Source organism: Streptomyces sp. NPDC088706 (assembly GCF_044752765.1).
GTDB lineage: Bacteria > Actinomycetota > Actinomycetes > Streptomycetales > Streptomycetaceae > Streptomyces.
In genome coordinates this window covers 930,111-955,558 of record NZ_JBIVLW010000001.1, presented here as the reverse complement: position 1 = coordinate 955,558, position 25,448 = coordinate 930,111, and the positions used below count along the sequence as shown (strand labels likewise).

Annotated in this window: 13 protein-coding genes, 1 tRNA gene and 1 pseudogene; 12 read left to right on the top strand and 3 right to left on the bottom strand. The window is 68.8% G+C overall.

Features of this window, described 5'->3' with window-relative positions; genetic code table 11:
- Window positions 1–13 precede the first annotated feature (13 nt).
- Window positions 14–397: a DUF4357 domain-containing protein gene (locus tag ACIQAK_RS04265; protein ID WP_366387858.1), complete on the bottom strand. Its 384-nt coding sequence runs from the start codon at window positions 395–397 to the stop codon at window positions 14–16.
- A 201-nt stretch (window positions 398–598) separates the two neighbouring features.
- Between ACIQAK_RS04265 and ACIQAK_RS04260 the strand changes: the two genes are divergently transcribed.
- From ACIQAK_RS04260 to ACIQAK_RS04225, 8 genes and pseudogenes are all read left to right on the top strand, one after another.
- Window positions 599–1,192, top strand: coding sequence for a hypothetical protein (locus tag ACIQAK_RS04260; protein WP_366387859.1), 594 nt, complete (start codon window positions 599–601; stop codon window positions 1,190–1,192).
- A gap of 4 nt (window positions 1,193–1,196) precedes the next feature.
- Window positions 1,197–2,014: pseudogene (locus tag ACIQAK_RS04255) on the top strand (RNaseH domain-containing protein).
- A 930-nt stretch (window positions 2,015–2,944) separates the two neighbouring features.
- The gene (locus tag ACIQAK_RS04250; RefSeq protein ID WP_044374115.1) at window positions 2,945–4,207 is read left to right on the top strand and encodes an ATP/GTP-binding protein; all 1,263 of its coding nucleotides are present in this window, start codon (window positions 2,945–2,947) and stop codon (window positions 4,205–4,207) included.
- A gap of 68 nt (window positions 4,208–4,275) precedes the next feature.
- Window positions 4,276–4,890, top strand: coding sequence for an RloB family protein (locus tag ACIQAK_RS04245; RefSeq protein WP_343236835.1), 615 nt, complete (start codon window positions 4,276–4,278; stop codon window positions 4,888–4,890).
- A 90-nt stretch (window positions 4,891–4,980) separates the two neighbouring features.
- On the top strand, window positions 4,981–7,638 hold the full coding sequence (locus ACIQAK_RS04240; RefSeq protein WP_366387860.1) for a class I SAM-dependent DNA methyltransferase: 2,658 nt from the start codon (window positions 4,981–4,983) through the stop codon (window positions 7,636–7,638).
- A complete protein-coding gene (locus tag ACIQAK_RS04235) occupies window positions 7,631–8,878 on the top strand; it encodes a restriction endonuclease subunit S (protein WP_401847760.1) in 1,248 nt (415 codons plus the stop codon). Before ACIQAK_RS04240 ends, ACIQAK_RS04235 begins: the two co-directional genes overlap by 8 nt.
- 989 nt (window positions 8,879–9,867) lie before the next feature.
- A complete protein-coding gene (locus ACIQAK_RS04230; RefSeq protein WP_366388584.1) occupies window positions 9,868–13,452 on the top strand; it encodes a type I restriction endonuclease in 3,585 nt (1,194 codons plus the stop codon).
- Between the two features lie 4 nt (window positions 13,453–13,456).
- Complete coding sequence (locus ACIQAK_RS04225) at window positions 13,457–14,263, top strand: SprT family zinc-dependent metalloprotease (protein WP_366387861.1); 807 nt, start codon at window positions 13,457–13,459, stop codon at window positions 14,261–14,263.
- 366 nt (window positions 14,264–14,629) lie between these two features.
- Here ACIQAK_RS04225 and ACIQAK_RS04220 read toward each other — a convergent pair whose 3' ends face one another.
- Window positions 14,630–16,780: an AIPR family protein gene (locus tag ACIQAK_RS04220; RefSeq protein WP_366387862.1), complete on the bottom strand. Its 2,151-nt coding sequence runs from the start codon at window positions 16,778–16,780 to the stop codon at window positions 14,630–14,632.
- 1,084 nt (window positions 16,781–17,864) lie between these two features.
- On the opposite strand from ACIQAK_RS04220, the gene ACIQAK_RS04215 reads away from it, so the two are divergent.
- Entirely contained in the window at window positions 17,865–19,265 is a 1,401-nt protein-coding gene (locus ACIQAK_RS04215) for a tyrosine-type recombinase/integrase (protein ID WP_366387863.1), read from the top strand.
- A gap of 1,141 nt (window positions 19,266–20,406) precedes the next feature.
- Here ACIQAK_RS04215 and ACIQAK_RS04210 read toward each other — a convergent pair.
- Window positions 20,407–20,482, bottom strand: a tRNA-Arg gene (locus ACIQAK_RS04210).
- 327 nt (window positions 20,483–20,809) lie between these two features.
- On the opposite strand from ACIQAK_RS04210, the gene ACIQAK_RS04205 reads away from it, so the two are divergent.
- From ACIQAK_RS04205 to ACIQAK_RS04195, 3 genes are all read left to right on the top strand, one after another.
- Complete coding sequence (locus ACIQAK_RS04205; RefSeq protein WP_366387865.1) at window positions 20,810–22,453, top strand: ATP-binding protein; 1,644 nt, start codon at window positions 20,810–20,812, stop codon at window positions 22,451–22,453.
- Window positions 22,450–24,480: a GTPase gene (locus tag ACIQAK_RS04200; RefSeq protein WP_366387866.1), complete on the top strand. Its 2,031-nt coding sequence runs from the start codon at window positions 22,450–22,452 to the stop codon at window positions 24,478–24,480. Before ACIQAK_RS04205 ends, ACIQAK_RS04200 begins: the two co-directional genes overlap by 4 nt.
- A gap of 126 nt (window positions 24,481–24,606) precedes the next feature.
- Window positions 24,607–25,104, top strand: a complete 498-nt coding sequence (locus ACIQAK_RS04195; RefSeq protein WP_366387867.1) for a single-stranded DNA-binding protein — start codon at window positions 24,607–24,609, stop codon at window positions 25,102–25,104.
- The last annotated feature ends 344 nt before the right edge of the window (window positions 25,105–25,448 follow it).

Below are 25,448 nucleotides of genomic sequence, written 5' to 3'. Positions count from 1 at the left end.
CCCGTCGAAGTGGTCAGGCTCTGCCGCGAAGAGCGCTCAAGGAAGTGCCGTCGTCGGTGTGCCAGGCATCCCAGCCGTTGGCCTTTGCCCCGGTCACCGCCTCGCACGCGCCGGACGGCGAGGTGCAGATCCGACCGTCCTCCAGACGAAGGCTTCCCTCGGCGGTGATGTGTGCGCGGTGCTCCTGGCCGAGGTTGCGGCGGCGCCAGGTCAGCCGCTGTCCCGGCCGCAGCAGTCCTGAGGTGATCAACTTGGCGAGCGCGCCTGGCTGGACCGTCACCTCGTCCAGGGCAAGCAGGCGTCGCAGCACGCTGTTTGGTGTGTCGATCAGCGGCTTGGCCTCGCGCTGCAGGCGCGCGAAGACTTCTGCGTCAACGGTGATGCTGTGCTCGGGCACCGCTCCCCCTTTCCTCGGAGTATTTTTCTCTCTCTGTTATGCGTCGAGAAAAAAACTTGTACCGGTCCCGCGATGGGTTGTCAACACCTGGTGTGCTGCGGGGTGCGTGCCATGGCTTGTCTACTTCTGAGCTGTAAACGCAGTCAATGACTTCCGTGATCCGCTCATGCGCGTCTCCCGGTCGACGGCGGGCGGCGCATCGTGCTGCTCGCGCCCGACGAAAGCAGTGACGTGTTCGTCTTTGTTCGTGTCGTTTCCTGCGGCAAGGCGCACTCCTGGGCCAAGCCAGCGGCTGTACTCCGCCAACGTGGCCACCCGCTGTCTCGATCTAGTCGTCATGGGCAGATCACCTCGCTCTTCGCCCAGGAGGCTGAGGTAGCGCCGAAGCTCTTGTTTGCCGGGTGGTCGGACACCGTGCCGCATTGCCTCGGCATCGGCGACGTAACGCCCCGCGCGGCCTGCGTCAGCATCGGCAAGGTGCAGCTGGAGACGTTCGGGTCGCTGATGCCGGAGGAGCAGTTTGAGGCGCTGTGGCTGCTCGCGGAAGGGTTCGAGCCCGTGGGCATCTACCGTGACCTCTTCTCGGCGCGACAGGCGGTTGCCGTCGAGGAGGCCGAGGGCAGGCGGGGCGAGCTGGCCGCCGCCGTCAGACTTACCCGCAGCCGGATCGTCCTGGTTACGGGGCCCGAGTGGCTCGCCGGAACTCCCCCGCGGCCTCGCCTGCACCTGGCTACAGCTGAGCGCCAGAGCTCCTCGACTGTTGGCGGACAGGGCAGGCGAGGGCCCCGGTTATGACCACATGACAGTGTACGACTTCAGGGCCTCGCCGCCCACGGGAGCGGCCCGTGTACGAGGGGCACGGGACGGAAGCGGCCGAGGCCGATGCCGTTGTGCGCACGGTGGGAGCGTGGCTTGTGGCAGGTGTCGCGCCGTGCGAGATCACGTCCCCGCAGGCCGGCTCGACGACGAACTCCGCCTTGTGCGCATCCGAGAATGCGGCGGGCGGGAGGCCGCGCAGTGGTGGGGCCTGGCGGAACCCGGTAAGCCGCACGACCAGCCGGCCGACTTCTGGGCCCAGACCATCCCGTCGCAGGGCGGGGCCTCATCAGGGGACCGGATCTTCTACAGCACAACGGAACGCCCCGGTACCCACGCCGTGTCGCCCGCTCTCGACCGCCTGGCCACCAGGGTCAACGCTGCGGGCAACCTCACCTCGCAGGCGGGCACCAGTGCCGGAACCCGACCTTGCTCGAGATCGCGGTGCTCGGCTGTCACGCGGACGACTACCCGGGCGCCCTCGCCCTGGGGAAGCCGGACGATGCCGAGGCTCTGGCCCTCGCCGTACACCAACTGCGCCAGGCACCGGACTATGCGGCGGCGCTGTCCCTGCCGCTCCCGCTTCACCTGGCCGGACTGGCCCAGGCATACGTCCTCCCGATGCTCGTACAGAGTGATGAGGCTTCAACAGGAGCGACGGCGGGGCCAACTGTGGAGCAGGAGCAGGCGAGCACGACGGACAACCATTCGGACCCGGACCTCATGGACGCGGCGGGGCTGACCACGGAACCCGAAGGGGGAGATGACGAGGGGCGAGGCTCGTCTCTGGCGGGTCCTTGAGCTATCGGACGAAGCGCTGCTCCGGGGGAGCGGCCGATGCACAGCCGCTGGCTCCGCGATTTGCGGGGTTCGGCGGCGGCGTCACGTTGTGTGGTTAGCGCCGAGATGGAGCAGATTGAGTCAGCAGTCACGAACAGGGCAGGCACCGCTTTGGCGCCTGTCCTGTTCGTCCCCGATGGGCCGTCAGAATGGCCCTGACCAGGCAATACTTGCCCATCGATGGTGCCGCACCGTGGGATGACTCCTGATCTGGGGGACGTATGTGGGACGGAGGGTGGGAACCGAGGGAATAAATTGGGGTAAAACACCCTCCTGGGCAACGAAAAAGCCCTCCGCAAGTGATCTTGCGGAGGGCTTAAAACCGCCTCTGACCTGCATAAACGTGTGCCCCCGGCAGGACTCGAACCTGCGGCCAAGCGCTTAGAAGGCACCCATTGCATATAGCTCAGACCCCGTTTGACCTGCAACTTAGCCCTTAGCTGACAGGTGATCAGGCGTTTTGTGGGACGCATGTGGGATTCGACCGTACGGGGGACCGGTGGGTCAACGACGGCGGCTACGGGGTTCTGCGCGAGTACATGACCGACGCGGTCGGCGTCACCACCCACACCGAGCTCGCCCGCCCCTACTTCACCGCTCTCGCCGAGTCTTTCGGTATCCCGGCCACACTGTCGTCCCCCGCCACCCCCAGGCTGACCTCGCGTAGTCCCTCGCCACCCCGGCTCCTCCGTCGTCGTCCTCCCAGCGGCCCTGAAGCTCTTCGCCCCGACCCGCCTCTGAGCGCACCTGGACCAAGATCCCCCAAACCCTCCCGCTGGGCCGTCCCGGACGGTATGTTCCGGTCCGCGGGGGCGGCACCGCAGGCCAGGTGCCACCCGCCGGGCCGATGTCAGAGGCCACGACTAGGCTGAATGCGGAGAGGAGGACGGTGTGCTGCTGAGATTCCGCGTGGCGAACGTGCGGTCCCTGCGTGACGAGCAAGAACTGTCCTTCATCGCGCCCGAGGGCGAGAGCGGGGGCGACGGGTCGGCGAACCCGGTGGAGCTGGCGGGCGGCGGAACCGTGGCAGTCTTCCCGCTCCTCGCCGTCTTCGGAGCGAACGCTTCCGGCAAGTCGAACGTGCTCAGCGCCCTCGGCGACATGCGGCACGCGGTGCTCAACTCCTACGCTCGCTGGGCATCCTACGAGGGCGTCCCCCGCCACGTCTTCGCGCTGAACCCGAAGAGCGAGGATGAACCGTCCTTCTTCGAGGTTGACATCGTCATCGACTCCATCCGCTGGACGTACGGCTTCGAGCTCGGCGCCGACCGGGTCGAGTCCGAGTGGCTGCACAGCTACCCGCGCGGCCGCCGCCAGGAGTGGCTGGACCGCGACGCGTCCCGGACCGAGGTCTACAGGTGGCCGGGCGGCCGAGTCCGCGACCGATCCCAACTCGTGCGCCGCACCCGGCCGAACGCCCTGCTGCTCTCCACGGCCGGCACGGACAACCATCCGCAGCTCTCCCCGCTTTTCCACTGGTTCCGGCGCAATCTGTGGTCGATCGACCCGGAGGCCGAACGCCCTCAGCGCGAGGCGTTCACCACCCGGGAGCTCGCCGGGGACCGCGCCCAGCGGATCCGGGAACTGCTCAGGGTCGCGGATCTCGGCATCACAGGGGCCTCTGTCGTGCAGGAGGACCCGGGGAAGAGCTCGGTGAAACTGACCCACCGGTCGGCGGGCGGGGACGTAGCCTTCGACTGGTCGGAGGAGTCCTACGGCACCCGCTCCTGGTTCGCCCTTCTGGGCCCGCTGCTGCTGGCCCTTGACGAGGGCGCGGTGCTGCTTATCGACGAGCTCGACGCCAGCCTGCACTCCCGGTTCGCTGCCGAGGTTGTGCGGCTCTTCCACGACCCCCTCGCGAATCCCAGGGGTGCGCAGCTCGTCTTTACCTCCCACGACGCGACGATGCTGACCACCCCCAGCGGGGGGCGGCTGCTGGAGCCCGGGCAGGTGTGGCTGACGCAGAAGGACAAGGACGGGGCGACCGAGCTCTACCCGCTGACGGACGCGGAACCGGGCGAGGAGGAGGACCTCACCCAGTCCTACCTCGCGGGGGCATTCGGCGGCGTTCCGTCCCTGCTCGAGGGGCAGATCGCGCGGCGGTTGGCGACGGCGCGGGAGACCGGGGCGTACGAAGGGGCGGGACAGAGCTGATGGCGAGGCCGCAGCGGGGAAACGACGCGTTGGGACGGTCCTCGAGGGGGGCGGGACAGCGGAGACGGGTGGTCTTCGTCTTCACCGAGGGCGAGGTGACCGAGCCCTCGTACCTCGACATCATCACCGAGGTGGGGGTACTGAAGAACCCTGCCGCCAAGGTCGAGCTGCGCATCGCCAACCGAAAGAAGAAGAGCGACCGCAAGCCGATCGACCTCGTCGAGATGGCGGCGGACTTCCTGCGCGAGAAGACCCGCGAAGCCAAGCGCGCGAAGCTGAAGGGCGCCGCCGCCCAGCCGCAGGTCTGGTGTCTCTTCGACCACGACAACCACCCGCGTGTCCCCGAGGCGATGAAACTGGCCAAGGAGGCCGGTGTCCATGTCGCCTTCTCGCATCCGTGCTTCGAGGTGTGGCGGCTTGCCCACTACAAAGCGGTCACCGGTTCGTTCGAGGGGGTGTGCGATCTCGCGGCCGACCGGCTGCCCTTCCAGCGTGGCAGTGAGGACGCTGCCAATCCGAAGCTCGTCCTTCCCGGCCAGGTCCTCGGCAGGTTTACACAGGCCCGGGACAACGCCCGACGCATGAACGACCAGCACGGTGACCATGTGCCCAGGTTCGACCGCGACCCGTACACGGACATGCATACCTTCGTCGAGGACGCACTCGGCATCGTCTCCTACTGACGTCCCCTGCAGACCGGCCGCCGCTGATTTCGGGATGGGGCCAGACGGCCATAAGGTCGGACCGTCATCTCAGGTCGTAGGGAGTCATACGTGGCCAAGCTCACGCTCGCCCAGTTGGAGCGGCACCTGTTCGCCGCAGCCGACATCCTCCGGGGGACGATGGACGCCTCCGAGTACAAGGACTACATTTTCGGGCTGCTCTTCCTGAAGCGCGCCAATGACGAGTTCGAGGCGGCCCGGGAGCGGATCAAGGAGCAGGCGAAAAGGGACTGGGGCTTCGACGGCGAAGAACTCGACGCCTTTCTGGAGCAAGAGGCCCCGTACCGCGAACGCGACGTGCTGTTCGTCCCCGAGAAGGCCAGGTGGCACGAGATCTCGGGCGTCACGCGCAACATCAACGAGAGTGTGCTGCGCCCTGCCCTTCAACTTCTCGAAGGGCAGAACGAGAAGCTCACGGGTCTCTTCGACCATCTGGACTTCAACCGCATCGGCGGCTCCGGCGCGGCCGCGGGCACGGCCACGCTGGCCGACAAGCGCCTGGAACTCCTCATCGCGCACTTTGGCCGGGTCCGGCTGCGCACGGACGACTTCGAGTTTCCGGACCTGATCGGCGCAGCCTACGAGTACCTGATCAAGGAGTTCGCTGACTCGGCCGGCCGCAAGGGCGGCGAGTTTTACACCCCGCGCGCGGTGGTGCGCATGATGGTCGAACTTCTCGCCCCCACCCAGGGCATGCGGATCTACGACCCGTGCGTGGGCTCGGGAGGCATGCTCATCCACGCCGCGGAGTACGTGGAGGAGCACGGCGGGGACACCTCCGACATGTTCTTCGCCGGCCAGGACGCCAACAGCGGCTCCTGGATCATGTCCACGATGAACATGGTCCTGCACGGCGTGCGCCGCTTCGACCTGACCACCGGCGACACGCTGGCCAGGCCGACCCACGTCCCGACCTCGGACGCGGACCGCTTCGACGGCGTGCTCAGCAACCCGCCGTTCTCGATGGACTACACGGCCACGGACCTGGCGCACAGGACCGAGCGGACCTACTACGGCCTGACCAGCGAGCGCGGCAAGGCCGACCTGATGTTCCTCCAGCACATGCTCTGGGAGACCAAGAAGGAGGGGCGCGGCGGCATGGTCATCACCGTCATGCCCCACGGGGTGCTGTTCCGGGGCGGCGGCGAGCAGCAGATCCGTACGAAGCTGCTCGACGAGGACGCCGTGGAGGCGGTCATCGGCCTCGCTCCGAACCTCTTCTACGGCACTGGCATCCCGGCCTGCATCCTGGTGCTGCGCCCGCCGGGCTGCAAGGACCGGGACCGGTCGGAGAGGGAGCCGGAGCGCGCGGGGAAGGTCCTGTTCATCAACGCGGACCGCGAGTTCCACGCCGAGCGGGCGCAGAACGTGCTGCTGCCCGAGCACGCCGAGAAGATCACGACCACGTTCCGGACGTTCGCAGAGGTGCCCGGCTTCTCGCGCGTCGTGACCCGCGAGGAGCTCGCGGAGAACGACGACAACCTCAACATCCGCCGCTACGTGGACAACACGCCGCCACCCGAGCCGCAGGACGTCAGGGCGCACCTGGTCGGCGGGGTGCCGCGCGCGGAGATCGAGGCGAAGGGCGAGCTGCTCGGCGCGTACGGGATCGGGGCGGACGACCTGTTCGCAGAGCGGTCGCCCGCCGACACCGACTACCTGGACTTCCGGCCCGCCGACGCCCGCCCTGACCTGGGCGCGCTCGCCCGGCCGCGCGAAGAGGAGCTGCGGGCCGCGTTCGCCGAGTGGTGGGCGGCGGAGGCGAAGCACCTGGAAGCGGTGGCCGCGACACCGGAGCTGCTCGCCGAGTCCACCGCCTCCGAGCGCAAGGCCGCGCTGATGAGGTTGCGCGGCTCGCTGATGGGCTCCTTCGTCGACCGGCTCACCCAGGTCGGTCTCCTCGACCGGTACGCGCTCGCGGGCGCGGTCGCCGGGTGGTGGCACGAGGCCAAGTACGACCTGCTCGCCCTGTCGGAGAACGGGTTCGCGGGCGTGATCGACGGCTGGGTGGAGAACGTCGAGACCCTGCTCGCCCCCGAGCAGGACCCGCGCACCCAGAAGTTGCGCAAGCGAACCGCCGCGGAGCGGCGTCAGGCATACGACCACAAGCTTGTCGCCGCGATCGCCCCCGACTTCCTGACGGAGCTGAAGGAAGCGGACGCGCGCAAGGCGGAACTCGACGCGAAGTGGAAGGAACTCAACGGACGGTTGCCGAAGGAGCCGGTGGCAGGGGGTGGCTCGGCGGGTTCGGAGGCCAACGCCGATGCCGACGCTGACGGCGGCGAGGAGTCCGACGTCGACGTCGAGGAAGTCACCCTCTCAGTGGAGGAGTTGGCGACACTTTTGGCGGAGATCGCCGTCGTGAAGAAGGACCGTGCGAAGGCGGGCGCGGTGGTCAAGCGCCTGGAAACGGACTTCTGGTTCCCCTACCCGAGTGACCCGCCCACCCTGGGCGAGGAGCCGCCCCGGCTGTTCCGCGCCCGCGCGGAGCTGGACCCGGCCGCGGAGCGCCGAGTCGTGCTCGCTCTCCTCCGCGACGACCTCGCATCGAAGCTGAACGGCCATGTGGTCCGCTGGCAGCGGGAGTTGGCGACGTCCTACGAGACGTGGGAACACAAGTACGCGGTCTCGCTGGCTGAGATTCGCGCGGACCGCGAGCGGGCGACGGCGAAACTGGACGGGTTCCTGAAGGAGCTGGGATATGAGTGATTCTTCGTTGGGTATCCCCAACCTTCAGAACTGGCCAGAAATGGCCCTTGCCGATATTTGCAAAGTTCTACGACGAGGTACAGCTCCCTCGTATGTGTCAGCAAGCTCAGTGCGGGCAATTGGGCAGCGATGCGTGCAAGATTCGGGGTTTCACGCTGATAAGGCGAGGCCCCATGATTCGAAGCTACTCGAGGGCTCGCTTATTGCGGAAGCGGGTGATGTTCTTGTGAACTCCACCGGCTCGGGAACTATCGGCCGAAGCTGCGTCTTTCGAGCGGACGGGCATTTCATTGTCGACTCGCACATCACGATCGCCAGGCCACGCGAAGGAATTGATCCGGAGTGGATCAATTTGATGATTAGGTCCCCTTGGGGGCAGAGGCGACTGGAATCACATTGCTTCGCGGGTTCGACGAATCAGATCGAGCTATCTCGACACCAGCTAGCACTTACCAAGATCCCAGTCCCATCGTGGGGGGTCCAGCGTAGGATTATTGCTCTTCTTGATTCCTTGTCAGACGCGGAACGCGGCATCGCGGCGTCGATTGCCAAGCTGCGAAGCGTGCGGCAAGGTATTATCTCCGAGCAATTCTCGCGGGCGTACGCGGAAGGTGGGTCGCCGACATCGCGTATGCGTACGCTAGATTCGCTTGCTGACGTTGGTGGTGGCCTCACTCTCGGCGGCGTCTCCTCCGGTGGCACCCTACTGGAAGTTCCATATCTGCGTGTGGCGAACGTTCAGGACGGTTTTGTCTCGACGCTCGAAATGAAATCGGTGCGCGTTACGCCGGGCGACATGGAGCGTTTTCGGCTAAGGCGCGATGACGTCTTGGTTACGGAAGGGGGGGATTTTGACAAAGTAGGACGGGGTGCTGTTTGGGATGGGCGGATCGACCCTTGCTTGAATCAGAACCACGTCTTCCGTGTCCGCTGTGACAAGAAATTCTTGGACCCCCACTTCCTCAACCTGTATATGTCATCAGCGGCTGGCCGCCGCTACTTTCTAAGAGTTGTCAAGCAGACGACGAATTTGGCCTCGATCAACTCATCTCAGCTCAAGGCCATGCCTATTCCTTGTCCCCCTCTGGAAGGGCAGCGCCGGACGGTCGAACTGGTCGGCTCGTGTGATGAACGGATCGCCCAAGAGGAAGGCGAGCTTGCGAAGTTGCGCGAGCTGAAAGTGGGACTCGTGGACGACTTGCTGTCCGGGCGGGTTGCCGTTGCGGTGGCCGGTGGCTGAGGAGTAGAGGGACCCCCGCCGGGGGCGGGGGTGGGAAGGGTGGGCGGGGGAGGTGTCGGACTGCAGGACTGACGAAGGCGGACCAGCTTGTCGGGGGATCGTCAGCTCCCGTGTGATGACTTGGTCGCCTGTAACCCCTGGCGAGCCTAGACCGCCCCGTCTCACTCTGTGAGTGGATCGCTACACAGGGATGTGCATACATCCGCTCGTCCGGAGGGGCTCCGTCGCATTGAAGCCCCCCCGAGCGTCGCGGAAACGACCCGGGGGCATGGCCATCAACAATGGCCATCAGCACACGGAGTTGGCGACATGTTGCACCTGGCTGCCCTCCCCTATTGCCGCTGCCGCGGTTCCTGTGGCCGCCCGCTGACCACCCCCGTTCCCCGCTCGCGCGGGCCGCGCCTCGTCCAGTCGCTGCCGGGCAGGGGTACGGGATCGTCCGCGAACGCCGAGCGGAGGCCCGACGGCAGCGCGCACGGCGCCGCGCGCTGTGGCTCGCCGTGCACGGCGTCAATGTCGGGCCCCGCTTCATCCGTGGAGGTGGCTGCGTGACCGGCCATGCACGGCAGACCGCCGGACAGATCCCCACGCACGCCGCCCGGTCGGCCGCGGACGCAGAACGGCTCCTGCCCTGGACCACGCCGGAGGGCAAGCCCTGCTAGGTCATGGGCGACGGCACCGGACGCATCTCCCGCGTCGCCGTTACCGTCGAGAACCTCCAACTCGACATGACCGCCGAGCTGCACGCCCACTCCGCCGGCCTGCTGGCCGACAACCGCCTTCGGAGCGGGAAGAGAAGGAGGTCGGGACCCCGCGGAAGCGCCGCCGAGCGCTGGTCGGAGCGTGCCTCCGGGCGGACGTACCATCGCAATCCGGTACGTCTACACCTCTGTTCACCGCTCTCTCTCCCGTGCTCCTGGCGCGCCCCCATGCCGCCGCGCAGAATGGATCTCCAGGGGACGTATGGGGAGAGGCGCGGGTTCGTGGTGATGCAGGTGGAGCGGGACGAGGTAGAGCGGCCGCTGGTCGCGCAGCTCAAGGCGATGGGGTGGACGCACCGGTCGGGCCGCGATATCGGCACCCTCGATGTCGACACGCCCCTGCTCGCCGACCTTCTCGACCCTGCCCTGCGCCGGATCAACACCCGGGCCCTGGACGGCGTGCCCTGGATGGGCGCGAGCGACATCGATCGCGCCATCTCGGCACTCGCCCGTGTTCCGCTGGGCGAGGGGGTCGTTAAGGCCAACCTGGCGGCCACCGGACTGCTGCTCAGCGGACTCGTGCTGAGTAAGCCCTCCGCCGGGCACGGCGGGGCATCGGCCACGGTGCAGTACATCGAGTGGCATCCTGACCGGCTCGGTCTCAACGACTTCACCGTGGTCGACCAGCTCCGGGTCAGGAACCGCGCGGGCAAGGACTCTGTCCTCGACGTCGTCCTCTTCGTGAACGGCATCCCGCTCGTCGCCGTCGAGTGCAAGAGTCCCGACCTCGCCGAGCCCATCCGCGAGGCTGTTCTCGACCTTCGGCACTACGCGGGCAACCCGGTCAAGGAGGAGGGAGCGCGGGCCCGTCCAGGGGAGGGGACCCGGCCCGCCGGCGTACCCGAGCTCTTCCGCACCGTGCAGCTGCTCGTTGCGGCGACCGGTGAGACCGCCCACCTGGGGACGGTTACCTCCGGTCCCGAGCACTTCCACCCCTGGCGCAGCGTCGAGCCCGAGGTCGGCGGCACCCTGCGGCGTGAACTCCTTACGGCGGGGCTCGTGCCGGACGCCGACGGGTCCGCGCCGGCCGCACTCGGCGAGCAGCAGAAGCTGGTGGGCGTGGTACTGCGTCCCGCAGCGCTGCTCAACATCGTGCTGCACTACGTGATCGAGCTGCCCGTCGAGACCGACTCCGGCGCCACGGTGACCGTCAAGGCCGTCGCCCGTCACCAGCAGTACCGGGCCGCGGAGAAGGCCGTACGGCGGCTGCTCGATGGGCGGGCCCGGAGCGGGCCGATGACCGAGGACGAGCGCGGCGGCGTCATCTGGCACACCCAGGGCTCCGGCAAGAGCCTGACTATGACCTTCCTCGTTCGGCGGGTCCACGCGCACCCGAGGCTGAGCGAGTTCACCGTCGTGGTCGTCACCGACCGCACCCAGTTGCAGACGCAGCTCACCGAGGCGCTGGACACGAGCGGGTCCGAGGTCGTGACGGCCGACACCCGCACCGAACTGGAGGGCCTGCTGCGGGCGGGCGGCCGGCGGGTCGTCTTCGGGATGATCCAGAAGTACGGGGTCGGGCTCAACTTCTCCGGGGACGCCGAGCAGGACGAGGACGGCCGCGACCTGGCGGAGGAGTACGCGGAGGCCGAGCGGACCCGCGCCGGTACGCGCGCCGAGGTGGCGCCGCCCGTGCCGAACTTCCCGGAGTGCAACACGTCCCCCGCCATGCTCGTTCTGGTCGACGAGGCGCACCGCTCGCACACCAGCGTGCTGCACGCCGCTTTGCGCAAAGCCGTCCCGAACGCGGCGAAGATCGGGTTCACCGGAACGCCCATCACCACTGGGCGGGAGGAGGACACCCGTCGGATCTTCGGGCGCGGTGACTCCCCGCGCGGCTTCCTGGACGAGTACCGGATGGAGGACGCCGAGCATGATGAGGTCGTCGTCCGCATCCGCTACGAGGGGCGCACCGGTGAGGGAGAGGTCAAGGACGGGGCAAGCCTCGACCGCCGGTTCGACGACCTGGTCCGCGACCGCACGCCGGAGGAGAGGGCCGCGCTGCTGAAGCGCTGGCCCACCGGAAGCGACGTCGCCGAGTCCGAGCCGATGATCGCGGCCAAGGCCGAGGACATGCTGAAGCACTGGGTGACCAGCGTGCTGCCTGGAGGCTTCAAGGCGCAGGTCGCGGCCGTCAGCCGGAAGGCCGCCGTGGAGTACCACTACGCGCTGCGGGCGGCCCGCGACCGGCTCCTGGAGGAACTGGACGGTTACGATCCCGAGTCGGTCGCCGGCACTCCGCCGGAGAAGCTGGAGGGCCGGCTGCGCTATCTCCACCAGGCCCACCAGTTCCGGGCCCTGCTGCGCCGTGTCGATTTCGTGCCCGTCATCTCGCCGAGCACCGGCAGCAAGCACGGTCAGTGGGCGGAGTGGACCGACTCCAGGCGGCAAGAGGCGTACATCGCGCGCTTTCAAAAGGCGTTCCCACTGCTGCCCCCCGACTCGGTGTGGGCCCCGACGACTGCTGTGACTCCGCCGGCCCCGACCCTTGAAGCAGAGGCCGCCGAGCGGAACGCGGACCATCCCTGGTCCCACGCCGTCACAGAGCCCCCTGCGTCCCCGCGCGGGGTCGTGCCCGACCCGGTGCACCCCGACAGCCCCATCGCGATGCTGATCGTGAAGTCGATGCTGCTCACCGGCTTCGACGCCCCCCGCGAGCAGGTCCTCTACCTGGACCGCCCGATCCGCGGCGCCGAACTGCTCCAGGCCGTCGCCCGCGTCAACCGGCCGCACCCAGGCAAGGAGATCGGCTACGTCGTCGACTACTACGGCGTCTTCGGCCATCTGAACAAGGCGCTGGCCGGATACCGCAAGGCCGACCAGCACGACACGATGCGCAGCATGTCGGTGGAGATCGAAGGTCTCGAACCCGCTGCCGCTGCCGTGCGCGGCCTCCTCCGGGGCCTCGGCGTCACGGACGCCGACCTGACCGACCCGGTGCGGTTGCGTGCCGCCCTGGACCGGTTCGAGGACGAGGACACCCGGCTCGCGTTCGACACAGCACTGCACGACTTCCTTGACACGATGGAACGCGTACTGCCGCACGAGGCTGCCCTCGACTACGTGAACGACGCCCGTCACTGGGGGCTGCTCCAGAAGCGCGTGCGCCGCCTGTTCCGGGATGCCGAGGGCGGCACGTTCACCCTCCGCAGGTACGGCCGGAAGGTCCGGGCCATGATCGCCGAGCACCTGGAGGGGCCGGAGATCGAGGAAGCGATCCCGCCCGTATGGATCACCGCGGACGGCTTCGACGACGCAGTGCGCGGTCTGCCGCCCCGCGAGGCTGCGGCAGAGATGGGCCACGCGCTGCGGTTCCACCTGGAGGAGCGGGTCCGGCGGGAGGACCCGGAGAAGTACCAGCGCTTGTCGGCACGCCTTGAGGAGATCCTTCGGACGACTCCCGACCGGTTCGAGGAGCAGGCCGAGAAGTTCGCACGCCTGATCGAGGAGGCCAGGCAGGGGCACGAGGAGGACCCGGAGCTCGTCGGCCTCAGTCCGCTAGAGCAGAGGACCTACCGCCTGCTGGTCCAGCTCATGGCGGACAGGAGCGAGGTCAGGAACACTGGGGACGACATCCGCCCGCTCGTCGGTCAGCTGTGCGACGTGGCGGCCGAGACGATGGTGAAGGTGTCCTACCAGGGCCAGAGCCAAGACCTGGCCACCCTGGCCGGGGTCATCCAGGGAAGGCTGCTGGCAGGCGGGCTCCGGCCCGCGGGCAAGGACTGGGCTCCGCTGAAGGCGATGGCTGAGCGACTCGCTTCCTTCGCGAACGACAACCGCCGCCAGTTCCTAGGCAGGGCGAGAGGAGAATAGGCGGGTGACCGCACCCGCCAAGAAGCACGCCGACAGCAGCTGGGACACCCTGGCAAAGGCTTCCCGCCCAGGGGGTGCGTCGATCGACGTCGACGGGTTCTCACTGCGGGTCCGCGCCCACCCCCGGCGCAAGCGGTTCGCGCTGACCGTGGAGCCCGACGCCACCCTGACCCTGCACACTCCGCCGGACCGCACAGTGGAGGAGGCCGAGGACTTCGTCCGGGCTCACCATGGTTGGCTAGCGACGAAGCTCGGCGAGCGGGAGCGGACCAGATCCCTGCACCCGGCCAAGCACCTGGCCGACGGCGAGGTGTTCCGCTACCTGGGCAGGACCTACCGACTAGCGATCTCCGACGGCCCCTCCGAGGACGGCCGGGTGCGGCTGATGGCCGGGCGGCTCGTGATGGCCGAGCACCTCGCCGAGCACCCGCCGGCGGGGCGGGCGGCCCTCGTCGACTGGTACGCCCGGGTTGGCCGCGCCTGGGCCGTCAACCGGTTCCAGCCATGGGCGGCTCGCATGGCGGTGGCCGAACCGGAGCTGGAGGTGCGCGATCTCCAAGACCGCTGGGGGTCGTACCGGCCAGATGCGCGCAGGGGCGGGCCAGGGCTGATGGCCTTGGGCTGGCCGCTCTTCCAGCTACCCATGCACTTGGTCGACTACGTCATCGCGCACGAACTCGCACACGTCCGGGTTCCGGACCACGGGGACGCCTTCTGGCGGCTCCTGGGCCTCGCCTTGCCCGAGTACGCGGCCCGGCGGGCCGAGCTCGACGAGGTGGGGCGGCGAATGTGGATGGGAGACCTGCGCTGAAGGGGGCTCTCTTCATTGACGTCGCAGCTGGTCGGCACGGAAGGTGAAGCCCCTCGAACCGGCGGGGCCGGAGAGGATCCACCAGCGGTCGGACATCCAGGCGGGGCCCCAGCCGAGGACGAGCTGGTCCGGGCCGCCGAAGTCGCCGCCGGCGATGATTCGGGCCGCGCGCTCGCGGGCGGGGACGGGGCTTTCCCGCGTTGCGCGCCGGGCCCAGCGCGTCGACGCGGCGCGGCCGGGTGGCGTCGGGACCCGCCGGCCACGCGTGCAGGATGGCGACGCCTTGTTTGTGCTATATGGCATTTATTTGTCACCGCAAACGACGGGGACGCGTCACGGCTCGAAACCCCGTGGCCTCGTTCGTCATCACTCGTCTTCCTCTTCCTCCATGCTGTTGAGAAGCCGCCGGGCGAGGATGGCGAGGGTCTCTCCGTCCTGGGTGGCCCAGCGGGCGGTGCCCTGGTTCGATACGGGGCGCCCTTCCCATTCGGCCAGCTCCCACATCCGTGCGATGAGACCGCTGGGCGAGTAGGCGTTGCCGTCGGCGGCCCAGACGATCGGGCGTGCCCGATTGGTGTTGGTCCATTTCGCAAGTGCCCGCCGCGGGTTGGAGTCGAGCCATGAGGCGAGCGCATCCTTCTCCGGCTGCAGGTACAGGGCCAGATGCAGCGGTGCTCCTTCTTCCAGAGCGCCCTTGTCGACGATGACGTGCACTGCGTTGGGCCTGCGGCGCTTGCGAGCTTTGTTCTGCTCGCGTCGGTACTGCGCGGCGGCGTCCTCGGCTCCGTCGCCTTCGAGAGCTGCCAGGGCCGCGGTCACGAGGTCGGCGGCTTGCCCCGGATCAGCGCACACGCGCTGCAGGCTCGACCGGGTTCCCACTCCGTCCAGAGCCTGTACGAGCGCCGGGACAACATGCTTGACCAGGTCGGGCACCTGTTTCTTGGCTTCGGTGGCCCAGATGAGTGACTGGTCCGGCTCGCCCATGCCGGCGTCCTGCGCGAGGAGCTGCCGGAACACTAGGTGGGTAATGAGGAACGTGCCGTCGTCGATGACGGCGGCCGCGCGTCCGGCGTACTGTTCGCGTTCCGCACGCAGTGCCGTGCGCACCGCCCGCAGGATGTTCACGGCGTTCCAGGTTTCGTACACGCTGGGCACGGACCGGAAGAGGAGGTCGTAGATGCCGCTGCCGCCTCGTTCCCACAGCACATCGGTGGTGCCGGACGCGACGAGCCGGGCCGCGAACCGGCTGCCGCTGTGGGCACAGGCGAGCGCGCACGTGGCTTCCACGACGGAGCAGCCCTCGTCGTCCTGGGGTTCGAGTTCGCTGCGGCGCACGCTGTACACGAGGCCCAGTTCTGCACGGAACTCCTTGATGAGCACCGCCTGAACGGGCTCGAGCGCGATCCGGTCACGCTCGGTGATGTGGTTCTGCCGGTTGGTGGCCTGGGTTGTGCGGTTGGCGAAATCGGTGTCGCCGCCGGTGACGATGAACCGGACGGTGACCTGAGCGAGCCCCGCTTCATCGGACTGCTCGGCTGCGTCGATGACGGAACGCACCGTCTGGGCGCCGTTCACGACACTTGCGCCCTTGGCGGTGATGCGGACGGGATGGCGCTCGGGGAACTTCTGCGATCCAGGGACTGCTTCGAAGGAATCGCACAGGACGGTGATGCCGTTGTTGAAGTACCAGAAGTGGGACGGCTCGCTGACGAGTGTGTTCAGCAGTTCCTTGTTGATGGGAGTGAGCCCCAGCGGATCGCGGATGTTGCGGGCGAACAGTGCATTGCCGTGCTCGGCCCATGCCGCGACTTCTTCGGCTTGTATGACGCCTTCGTAGGAGAGGTAGGGCGAGGACACGCTGAACCAGGGGTGGAGCGTCGCTGTCAGCGTGACGGGCTCGCTCTGCTGGTCCTTCAAGACCAGGCCGTGGATGCCGGGGGCATGCAGGAAGCGGTGGTCGACGTATTCACCGTGGGAGTTGAACTCGTTCTCGCCATTCTTGATGACCTGCAGCACACCCGGCGAAGGCGGCTTGACGCCCATTAGGGCGATCACCTGGGTGATTCGGGTGCTTTTCTCGCCAATCAGGCCGTGTGCCCGCTTGGCGAGTATCTGTCCGCGGGGGTTGAACTGGGCGGATTCCCCGGAGTCGATGAGGGTAAGCCCTGCGAAGAGCTTGTGCACAGCGGTCTCGTCCGCCTTGGCCGTCCCTTCAGGGCTCCACTTTGCCTGCACGAGGTAGATGTGGGCGTTCGCCTCGTCGATGGCTATGGCGTCGATCCCTTGGTCCTGGCCACCGTCGATGACGCAGTCGGCCGCCTGCTCGGGGCTCCACCCGGTCATGATGCGCACAGCATGCGCTGCCAGAGCGCGGGAGCGGAACGCTGGCTGGATCTTGTCAGGCGGCCGGTTACCGAAGTCACTCATGTCGATGAGGCCGGAGTACGTCATGTCGAAGGCACGCGCGGTCTGGCGGACTGGGGCAGGCACGGCGGGCTGCTGGGGAGTCGCGTTCATGGTTTTCCTGTACGGCTAATGGGGAGCGAGAGCGGCGAAAGAGGGCGGCATGGGAACGAGCGTCAACTGAGCGAGTTGAGCACGACCTGGAAGCTCCTCTGCGCCTGGCCTCGCGCGTGGTCGAGTTTGAGAAAGAGTAGATATGCGATGTGCTCGGTGAACTCCAGCCGGGTCAAACCTCTTAGGCTCGGCCTCTGTTCGAAGAACCGCTGCCAGCACCGGCAGATTCCGTTTGCAGTCCAGTGTCCTTCGGGCCTGCTCGCCCCGATGTGCTCGCGCTCCGTCGCCATGCCCCACCCGCTCTCGAACGTCCTTGTCCGAGTGGATACGCCGACAGGCCGATCCCCTATTCAGGCGTGTCGGATCCGGTGACAAAGCGTTCGGCAATACATCGGAACCGGACGATCGGGCCGCAGGCGATCAACTCCGTTCCAGGGTAGGCGCAACGTCGACTCCTGGAGCCCCGACCAGCAACATTTTCGGCCTGTCAGACCATGTTCTCGTACCGAGGCAAAACCCAGCAGCGAACTTGCGCACCGACCGGCGCTACCCCCGTGACCCGCCACCGTGGTGCGAGCAAGCGACCAACGGCAGCCCGTGCCCCGACTCCACCTCGGGATTGTCGAGCCACTCGTCTCCCCGCCCTGGGAGCACCGGCGGTACGGATCGTGCAGTCTGCCCCGACACCCCGCCTTCGCGGCCTCGCCGCACCACGACGACATGACCCCACTTCAGTGAACAGCAGCCAGGGTTTGTTGGTGAACTACCAGCCTGTCCGCTGGCTCTAGCTCTCGTCGGTCGGTGGCGGCATGTCCTTCTTTGCAAGTCATGTCGGACGGGGTATGGGTCGCTTATGGGATGCGCGGGTCGGGCGTGGCTCGCGGTTTCGGGTTGGCGAGTGCGTGGTCGGCGGTGTCGTCGGCCGAGGTGTTGGCAGCGCGGTTCGCGTGGGGGAGCGGGCGAACGATTGAGCCCTGCCGTGGGAGACGGCGCATAGGGTAGACACCTCTGAGGGGGTAAATCCGGTCGGCATGGGCGGCGCTTTGCCGGGTCCGTCGGTGAGGGCTTCGCGGGAGGTGGGTCCGTGGATACGTCCTATGACGTCAGGGTGTGGCAGATCGAGAGTCGGCAGGGGCAGCAGCGGGCTTCTTTCGGAGTGCGCTGGTCGGTGGCCGGGCGCAGGCGCGGCAGGACGTTCCAGACGTATGCGCTGGCGGACGGTTTTCGAGCGGAGCTGCTGCATGCGGTGCACCAGGGTGTGCCGTTCGGTGTGGTCACCGGTTTGCCGGTCAGGCGCGGCGTGTCGGCCTCGTCGGTGAACTGGTACGACTTCGCCGTACATTTCGTGGATTCCCGTTGGCCGCAGTCCTCGGGGAACACGCGTCGGAACACCGCTCGAGTATTGATGATCACTACGGAGGCGCTGCTCGGCAGGCTGCCTCGTGGGGTCAGGGGGCAGCAAGTGCGGACAGCGCTGTTCCAGTGGGCCTTCAACACGCGGTGCCGTGCTTCCGCGCCGGACGATATTGCTGCCGTGCTGGGCTGGATCAGGCGTCAGTCGCCGGTCATGGAGGTCTGGGAGGACCCGGAGGTGGTGGACGATGTGCTGCGGGCGCTGTACCACCGTCTTGACGACTCCGTCGCGGCGGCCTCGTCGAGGATGCGGCACCGCCGAGTTCTGAATGTGGCGATGGAGTACGCGGTGCGGCGGAGCATCCTGTCGGCCAATCCACTGCCCAAAGGGCTTAACAACCTTCCACGGGTGACCAAGCAGGTGGACCCGCGCCGCTTGCTCAACGGCGTTCAGGCGGCAGTCCTGCTGGAGTGGGTCGGGCGTCGGGTGCGGATGGGCCGCTGTTATCGGGCGTTCTTCGCGACGCTTTATTACGCGGGTCTGCGTCCGGAGGAGGCGCGGGCCTTACGGGTGGGCGAAGTGGTGCTGCCGGAACGGTGCTGGGGTGAGGTGCGGGTGCGTGCCGCGACGCCTGAGGTCGGCTCTCGCTGGTCCGATGACGGTGAGGTGCGCGAGAGCCGGTGTCTCAAGGGGCGGCCTGAGGGTGAGACTCGCGTGGTGCCGCTGCATCCTGAGCTGGTGGAGATCCTTCGTGACCTGATCGAGGGCGACAGCCTGGCTCGTGGGGATTTGCTGTTCGCGGGTGAGCGGGGCGGGCCCCTGGCTGGATCGGTCTACCGCAGGGTGTGGGGCAAAGCGCGTGCAGCGGTGCTGTCCACATCCGAGTACCACTCTTCGGCCGGGCGGCGGGTGGCCGACCTGCGTGATACCTGCTTGACGGTGTGGCTGAACAACGGGGTGCCGCCGGCTCAGGTGGCCGAGTGGGGCGGTACCAGCGTCGCGATGCTGTTCGCGGCGTACACACAGTGCGTCTCCGGGCAGGCCCAAGACGTCCTCCACCGCGTCGAGGCCGCGCAAGCGCTGCCCTGTGTAGAGACGGACGCCCGACAGTCCGGCGTGGCGTGTCCTTAAGAACGGCGACACGGATCCGGCATGTGGCCCGATCTCGGGGAGGACGATTGTGGGCTGGCCGGTCACTGCCATGGGCTTCCATGACGTGGCGGTCTGGGCCGGCTGGTCGTCCGCCAGGTGGAGGTAGCCGGTGCGCATAACCGGGTCGCCTCGGCGATCCGCAGACGTTTGGGAACTCGGGCACTTCGGGAAGCTCACACCATCTAGTCCGCGCAGTACCGAACCGTCCGCCTGCTCCCGAAGTTCCTCGAGCGGCGCGAGGGTGACGGGGGCGATGGCGAGAGTGCGCTCTCGCAGCAGGCTGCCGGCCCTGGCGAAGGTATCGGCCGCGCCGAACACTTCCTCCATCCGCTGCCGCTGGGCGATCTGCGAGAACTGATCCTCGTCGAGACCGCCCCGGCCGTCGCGGACCGAGTGAGGAGACGTCCAGCGCCTCTTCCTCCCGTACGTCGACGCTTTGGGCGGCGGCCGACAGCATGACGAACTTGGCCGTGCCCATGAACCTGGGGTCGAACATGTCCTGGCGCCACCCGGCACGCTCTGCGGCGGCGACCTTGTACGGCGCCTGCGGGCTGTCGGACCTGGGGTCGAGGATCCCGTCCGTTTCCAGGAAGTCGACCAGAGCTGTGACGGCCGCGGGCACGTCCACGCGCTCGTCAGTGAGCGCCGCAGTTTCGCCGCTTGACGAGAGGGAGTTCACACTCGCCGCTCTCGGCCGGGGTGGGGCCGGAGCAACCAGTCGGCCAAGTGGCCCGTCCTGACGCGCTGGTATGGAGCAGGCGTCCGTGCAGCGCCTGCCCTGTCCGTTCAAGGACGCCTTCGAGGGCCTCGGTGACCTGCGCTTTTCTCCGCGTTGAAGGGGGCGTGGCTCCGACAGAGGGGCGTCTGGCGTGGGACGCATGTGGGATGAATACCCGTAGGCGGCCGGTGTCAGTGGGATGCGTCGGCCTCGTAATATCTTGACCACGGGCTTTGACCAGGGAAAACGCGGGAAACGGAGCCCATGCGAACGCTCCGGGCCAGGGGGCCCAGTGAAAGGCACTCGCCCCGCAAACACGGACAAACGCCCTCCCGGGAGACGTGCAGCCACTGCTCGGGTGATCCCATGAAGGGCTCCGCAGGTCGCTGACCTGCGAAATGTTGGCGCCCCCGGCAGGACTCGAACCTGCGGCCAAGCGCTTAGAAGGCGCCTGCTCTATCCACTGAGCTACGGGGGCCGGGAGCCCTGATCGGGTGGTTCCGTGGCCATGCCGGGACAAGGATAGGGCTCCGATCGCCTGGACCCGGTTGCTTCACCTGCGTGGCACGATGTGGAGGTTCGGTGAAGCGAACCGATAATCGCAGGTAGGTGCGGATCCCGCACTGGTTTTCGCGTCATGCGGCCCGGGTGTTGTGCACTCGTTATGCCTGCGCCCCACTCGTCCCCTGTGTCCGGAGTTTGCCCGGAGTCCTTCGGCACGCGCAGGAAGGTGGAACCGCCGCGCAGAGGGGTCTATACGCTTCAAAAAGCCGCTAAAATTGGGCATTCTTCACATGTGGTGACCATGGACGTACGGCCTCAGCTCATCGACGCACTTTCCGCCCTGCGCGACCGTGTCGCCGCCGTGCGCCTTCCATTCCCGCTGCCGGGGGCCGAACGCGCCCGGCAGACGAGGGTCGAACTCCTCGCACAGCTCGACGACTACCTCCTGCCGCGGCTCAAGGAGCCCGAGGCCCCGCTGCTCGCCGTGATCGGCGGGTCCACCGGGGCCGGGAAGTCCACGCTGGTCAACTCGCTCGTGGGGTGCCGGGTCAGCGAGGCCGGGGTGCTGCGGCCCACCACCCGTACCCCGGTGCTGGTCTGTCACCCCGACGACCACCACTGGTTCGCCGGCGTACGGGTGCTGCCCCAACTCACCCGCGTCTGGCTGCCGCCGGGCCGGCTCCGGGACCCCGACGGGCTCGACGACCTCGGGCCCGGCGCGGACGACGAAGGGACCGTGCTGCGGGTGGAGACCGCGGTCAGCCTCCCCCGGGGGCTCGCGATCCTCGACGCCCCCGACATCGACTCCCTCGTCGTACGCAACCGCATCCTGGCCGCCGAACTCATCTGCGCCGCCGATATCTGGGTCATGGTCACCACGGCATCCCGGTACGCCGACGCGGTGCCCTGGCATCTACTGCGTACCGCGAAGGAGTACGACGCGGCCCTCGTCACCGTGCTCGACCGGGTGCCCCACCAGGTGATCGCCGAGGTCTCCCGGCAGTACGCGGCGCTCCTGACCCGCGCCGGACTCGGGGAGGTACCCCGCTTCACCATCCCCGAACTCCCCGAGTCCGCGGGCGGCGGCAGCGGGCTGCTCCCCACCACCGCCGTCGCCCCGCTGCGCGCCTGGCTCACCCACCGGGTCCAGGACCCCGCCGCCCGGCAGCAGGCGGTGGGGCGTACGGCCTCCGGGCTCATCGAATCGCTGAACGTACGGATGCCCGAGCTGGCCGGCGCCGTCGCCGCGCAGTACGCGGCGTCCGTACGGCTCACCGGCGTGGTCGAGGACGCGTACGGCAAGGAGGCCGCCCGGATCCGGCGCAGGCTGCAGAGCGGGGCTGTCCTGTCCGGGGACGCGCGGACCCGGTGGCGCGGCTTTCCCCTCTACTGCGCGCCCGGCGAACTCCTCGAAGCGCTGGTGGACAGTCTGATCGCCCTGCTCCAGTGCGCCGTATCGGCCGCCGACGAACAGATCCGTACGCAGTGGGGCCGGGAGCCCGCCGCCGGAGTGTTCCGGTTCGACGGCGCCGGGCGGGAAGCCGGCGGGTGGGGACCGCTTGAGGACGTCGAGGGGCGGATCGCCGTGGCCGTACGGCGGTGGCGGCGGGTCCTGGAGGAGCTCGCCGAGGAAGAGGTGCGCCAACTCGAACGCAGCGTGGCCCCTGACCCCGAGACCGTCGCCGCTCTCCTCGCGGCGGCCCTGCTCGGCGGGCGGCGGTCCCGCACGGCGGGGGAGCAGCTCGCCGAACGCATCGGCGCGCAGGGTGCGCTGCACCTCCGTGACAAGGGCGGCGAACTGTTGACGACCTACATCGAGCAGGTGCTCGGCAGCGAACGCGACCGCAGACTCGCCCCGCTCGACGCGCTCGACGTCGCCCCCGAACCGCAGGCCGAACTGATCGCCGCGCTTTCCGTACTGCAGAAGGAGAGGTGGCAGCGATGACTGCCGTCACGGACGAGGACCCGGGCAACGGCACGGCGGAGACGGGCGAGCGGAAGGAGGGGGAGGCTCCGGCGAAGGACGCCGGGCGCTGGGACGACGGGCTCATCGCGCGGCGCGCGGCGGCGGTCGACGTCCGGAGCGATGATCCCGGAAGCGGGGATTCCCGTACGGACTCACGTGCGGGCTCTCCTACCGGCTCTCCTACCGGCTCTCCTACCGGCTCTCCTGCGGATGACGGCTCGGTGGATTCGGCCGACTCCGCCGACCTCACCGCCTCCGCCTCCGCCTCCGCCGAGGGCGACGTACGTCCGCAGGTCGAGGCGTACGGGCCCCCCGGCGGACCGCTGCCGACCCGGCTCGACGCCCTGCGCGAACTCGTCGGACTCTCCCGCGCCCGGCTCGACCGGGACACCCTCGCCGAGGCGGGACGCGTACTGGACGAGGCGGCCGCCCGGCAGCGGCTCTCCTCCCGGCACACGGTCGTCGCCGTCGCGGGGGCCACGGGGAGCGGGAAGTCCACGTTGTTCAACGCCCTGGCCGGCGCCCAGATCTCCGACACCGGGCTGCGCCGCCCCACCACCTCGCAGCCCATCGCGTGCAGCTGGACCGACGGGGCCGCCGGCCTGCTCGACCGCCTGGCGATCCCCGGCCGGCTGCGCCGCAGGCCCCACCCCGGACCCATCGCCTTCGACGAGGCACTCCAGGGGCTCGTCCTGGTCGACCTGCCCGACCACGACTCCGCCGCGACCGCCCACCGGGACCAGGTGGACCGGGTGCTGGCGCTGGTCGACGCGGTGATCTGGGTCGTCGACCCGGAGAAGTACGCCGACGCCGCCCTGCACGAGCGCTATCTGCGTCCCCTGGCCGGCCACGCCGAGGTCACCTTCGTCGTCCTCAACCAGGTCGACCGGCTGCCCGGCGAGGCCGCCGACCTCGTGCTCGACGATCTGCGCCGGCTCCTGGACGAGGACGGCATGGCGGTCGGCGAGCACGGCGAACCCGGCGCCACCGTCATGTCCCTGTCCGCGTTGACCGGAGACGGGGTGCCCGAACTGCGGGAGATGGTCGGCCGGTTCGTCCAGGACCGCACGGCCGCCACCCGCCGCCTCTCCGCCGACGTGGACGCGGCGGCGGCGCGGCTGCGCCCCGTGTACGTGGCGGAGGGGCGGCCCGGACTCGGCGAGCGGGCCCGTGAGGAGTTCACCGACCGGCTGGCCGAGGCCGTCGGGGCGGCCGCCGCCGGGCAGGCCGCCGAGCGGGAGTGGCGCAGGAACGCGGGCCGCGCCTGCGGGACGCCGTGGCTGCGGCTGTGGCGCTGGTACGAGTCCCGGGGGCTACCGGGCAGCCTGGACCGGATGGGCCAGGCGCTCGCCCCGCCCGAGGAGGAGCCGACCGCCCGGCAACGCGTCGAGCAGGCGGTACGGATCGTCGCGGACGGCGCTGCCCACGGGTTGCCCGCACCCTGGGCGCAGGCGGTGCGCGAGGCGGCGTTCCACGGGGCTAAGGGGCTGCCGGAGGCGTTGGACGAGCTGGCGGCGCAGGGGGGAGGGGGGGCCGGTTCCGCCAAGGCCTCGGGCACTTCGGGTGGCACCGGGCGGGCCGGCCGGGCGAAGGGCCGGGGCCCGGCCACCGGTGTGGCGCTCGTCGGGCGGCCGGCCAAGCCGCCCCGGCCGAAGTGGTGGCCCGCCGCGGTGCTGGCCCAGGTGTCCATGACGCTGCTCCAGGTCTTCGGCGGTCTGTGGCTGCTCGGCCAGATCGTCGGGGTCCTGGAGCCCGGGCTCGTCGCCCCTGCCCTGATCATGCTGGCCGGAGTCGTCGGCGGGCCGCTGGTGGAGTGGTCCTGCGCCGCGGCGATCCGGGGCCCCGCCCGGCGCTACGGGCAGGACGCCGAACGACGGCTGCGCGAGGCGGCGGCCGGGTGCGGCCGAGCCAGGGTCCTGGACCCGGTCTCGGCGGAGCTGGTGCGGTACCGGGAGGTGCGCGAGCGGTACGCGGCGGTGACGGAGTTTTCCACAACCGGCCAGTAGTCCACAGGCGCCGACGCCCTGCGCTTCCGGCGTCCACCATGAAGTCGGTGCTTCGGCGCTGCGGTGCGTACTTCGGTACGTCGGTGGACGGATACGAACACGAACGACGGAAAGCGGGGGTCGGAAATGAACGAGACGATGGTGACGCTGGTGGGAAACGCCGCCACGGCGGTGGAGTTCCGTGAGACGGCGACGGGAGGAATGGCGCGATTTCGCTTTGCCGTGACCCCGCGGCGCCGGGACCGCGAGACACAGCTCTGGATGGACGGGCCCACCAGCTTCTACACGGTCTGGGCCTGGCGGACGCTGGCCGCGAATCTGGCGGGTTCGGTGGCGATCGGGGAACCCCTGCTCGTGCACGGCCGGTTGAAGGTCCGTGAGGAGGAACGGGAGGGCGGACGCAGGACGTTCGTGGACGTCGAGGCGGTCGCGGTGGGCCACGACCTGAGCCGGGGGACCGCCGCCTTCCGCCGGGTCGTGCGGACCGAGCCGGTGCTGACGTCCGCCTCGCACAACGGGTCTGACGGCCGGTCGGGCGGGGAACCGGGAGCCGGTGCGGACCACGGCCTCGGAAGCGGGGTGGACGTGGCCCCGACCGTACGGGAAAGGGTGGCGGTGTCCTGAAAGGGCTGGTCGGGAGGGGCGGCCCGGCGATAACGATTCCGATTCGGAATGGTTGACCGGGGGCGGTACGGGGGACTGGGGTTCGCCCGGTCCTTAGGATTCCCAGAGCTCATGGGTCACTTGAGTCTGCTGGCGGGGCATTCCCCACACGCGCACCACGCGCGAAGGTCTCGCCCGGAGGGGAATTCCGTGTTTGTTGCGTCTTCAGTGCCTGCTTCGCCGTCCGACGCGAAGGCGGTGCCCGCCGTCCGCGGCAGGACACCGCGTATCGGGGAGACCGGCAGAGCGGCGCGCGAGGGCGGGACCGGCAGGCAGGCACGCGTGGCCGAGGCCGGCGGGCGGGC